Genomic DNA, 3,141 nt, shown 5'->3' on the forward strand with positions numbered 1-3,141 from the left:
AAAGTAAGTATTCATATTTGAGTCCGGCAAAATCGAGTCTGCACATGTATAAAAATGCAGACAACTTTGGTTGCGTAACAACAACTCGAAACTCCTTCGGGTTGTATGGTTAAGTGACTAAGCGTACACGGTGGATGCCTTGGCAGTCAGAGGCGATGAAAGGCGTATTAACTTGCGATAAGCCCAGATTAGACAGTAAAAGTCATTGAGTCTGGGATTCCTGAATGGGGAAACCCAATACCATAAGGTATTATCATTAACTGAATACATAGGTTAATGAGGCGAACCGGGGGAACTGAAACATCTAAGTACCCCGAGGAAAAGAAATCAACCGAGATTCCGAAAGTAGCGGCGAGCGAAATTGGACTAGCCCTTAAGCTTTTAATGATGCAGGTGAAGAGTCTGGAAAGTCTCGCGATACAGGGTGATAGCCCCGTAACCGACACATCATAATCAGTGAAATCGAGTAGGGCGGGACACGTGATATCCTGTCTGAATATGGGGGGACCATCCTCCAAGGCTAAATACTACTGACTGACCGATAGTGAACCAGTACCGTGAGGGAAAGGCGAAAAGAACCCCTGTGAGGGGAGTGAAATAGAACCTGAAACCGTGTACGTACAAGCAGTAGGAGCACCTTCGTGGTGTGACTGCGTACCTTTTGTATAATGGGTCAGCGACTTATATTTAGTAGCAAGGTTAACCATCTAGGGGAGCCGTAGGGAAACCGAGTCTTAACTGGGCGTCGAGTTGCTAGATATAGACCCGAAACCAGGTGATCTAGCCATGGGCAGGTTGAAGGTTGAGTAACATCAACTGGAGGACCGAACCGACTAATGTTGAAAAATTAGCGGATGACTTGTGGCTAGGGGTGAAAGGCCAATCAAACCTGGAGATAGCTGGTTCTCCCCGAAAGCTATTTAGGTAGCGCCTCGGACGAATACTACTGGGGGTAGAGCACTGTTAAGGCTAGGGGGTCATCCCGACTTACCAACCCTTTGCAAACTCCGAATACCAGTAAGTACTATCCGGGAGACACACGGCGGGTGCTAACGTCCGTCGTGGAGAGGGAAACAACCCAGACCGCCAGCTAAGGTCCCAAATTACAGCTAAGTGGGAAACGATGTGGGAAGGCTCAGACAGCTAGGATGTTGGCTTAGAAGCAGCCATCATTTAAAGAAAGCGTAATAGCTCACTAGTCGAGTCGGCCTGCGCGGAAGATGTAACGGGGCTAAGTTGTAAACCGAAGCTGCGGCAATGCAATTTATTGTATTGGGTAGGGGAGCGTTCTGTAAGCCGTTGAAGGTGTGTTGTAAAGCATGCTGGAGGTATCAGAAGTGCGAATGCTGACATGAGTAACGATAAAGGGGGTGAAAAACCCCCTCGCCGGAAGACCAAGGGTTCCTGTCCAACGTTAATCGGGGCAGGGTAAGTCGACCCCTAAGGCGAGGCTGAAAAGCGTAGTCGATGGGAAACGGGTTAATATTCCCGTACTTCTTACAATTGCGATGGGGGGACGGAGAAGGCTAGGTGGGCCTGGCGACGGTTGTCCAGGTTCAAGTGCGTAGGCTTGAGAGTTAGGTAAATCCGGCTCTCTCTAAGGCTGAGACACGACGTCGAGTCACTACGGTGATGAAGTCATTGATGCCATGCTTCCAGGAAAAGCCTCTAAGCTTCAGATTGTAAGGAATCGTACCCCAAACCGACACAGGTGGTCGGGTAGAGAATACCAAGGCGCTTGAGAGAACTCGGGTGAAGGAACTAGGCAAAATGGTACCGTAACTTCGGGAGAAGGTACGCTCTTGACGGTGAAGTCCCTTGCGGATGGAGCTATTGAGAGTCGCAGATACCAGGTGGCTGCAACTGTTTATTAAAAACACAGCACTGTGCAAAATCGTAAGATGACGTATACGGTGTGACGCCTGCCCGGTGCCGGAAGGTTAATTGATGGGGTTAGACTTAGGTCGAAGCTCTTGATCGAAGCCCCGGTAAACGGCGGCCGTAACTATAACGGTCCTAAGGTAGCGAAATTCCTTGTCGGGTAAGTTCCGACCTGCACGAATGGCGTAATGATGGCCACGCTGTCTCCACCCGAGACTCAGTGAAATTGAAATCGCTGTGAAGATGCAGTGTACCCGCGGCTAGACGGAAAGACCCCGTGAACCTTTACTACAGCTTGGCACTGAACATTGAACCTACATGTGTAGGATAGGTGGGAGGCTTTGAAACTTGGGCGCCAGTTCAAGTGGAGCCGTCCTTGAAATACCACCCTTGTAGTTTTGATGTTCTAACTTAGCCCCATTATCTGGGGTGAGGACAGTGCCTGGTGGGTAGTTTGACTGGGGCGGTCTCCTCCCAAAGAGTAACGGAGGAGCACGAAGGTGGGCTAATCACGGTTGGACATCGTGAGGTTAGTGCAATGGCATAAGCCCGCTTGACTGCGAGAATGACAATTCGAGCAGGTGCGAAAGCAGGTCATAGTGATCCGGTGGTTCTGAATGGAAGGGCCATCGCTCAACGGATAAAAGGTACTCCGGGGATAACAGGCTGATACCGCCCAAGAGTTCATATCGACGGCGGTGTTTGGCACCTCGATGTCGGCTCATCACATCCTGGGGCTGAAGTCGGTCCCAAGGGTATGGCTGTTCGCCATTTAAAGTGGTACGCGAGCTGGGTTTAGAACGTCGTGAGACAGTTCGGTCCCTATCTGCCGTGGGCGTTGGAAGATTGAAGGGGGCTGCTCCTAGTACGAGAGGACCGGAGTGGACGAACCTCTGGTGTTCGGGTTGTGTCGCCAGACGCATTGCCCGGTAGCTAAGTTCGGAATCGATAACCGCTGAAAGCATCTAAGCGGGAAGCGAGCCCTGAGATGAGTCTTCCCTGATACTTTAAGTATCCTAAAGGGTTGTCGGAGACTACGACGTTGATAGGTCAGGTGTGTAAGCGTTGTGAGGCGTTGAGCTAACTGATACTAATTGCCCGTGAGGCTTAACCATACAACACCCAAGGGGTTTTGATGGACTCAAATAGAACATTGAATGTGTAAGAACTAGACAGCTTTCCAGATTAAAGAATTTGCTTGGCGACCATAGCGTTGTGGACCCACCTGATTCCATGCCGAACTCAGAAGTGAAACGCAAT

General features: G+C 50.1%; 2 rRNA genes. Both read left to right on the plus strand.

The features are described 5' to 3' along the window. The first annotated feature begins 107 nt into the window (after positions 1-107). Positions 108-2,996: ribosomal RNA gene (locus OH461_RS20000) — 23S ribosomal RNA — on the plus strand. Between the two features lie 82 nt (positions 2,997-3,078). Next, positions 3,079-3,141 (plus strand): 5S ribosomal RNA (gene rrf, locus OH461_RS20005); the annotation flags it as partial.

Origin of the sequence: Vibrio sp. LaRot3 (assembly GCF_027587025.1) — a bacterium.
In the GTDB taxonomy this organism is placed as follows: Bacteria; Pseudomonadota; Gammaproteobacteria; order Enterobacterales; family Vibrionaceae; genus Vibrio.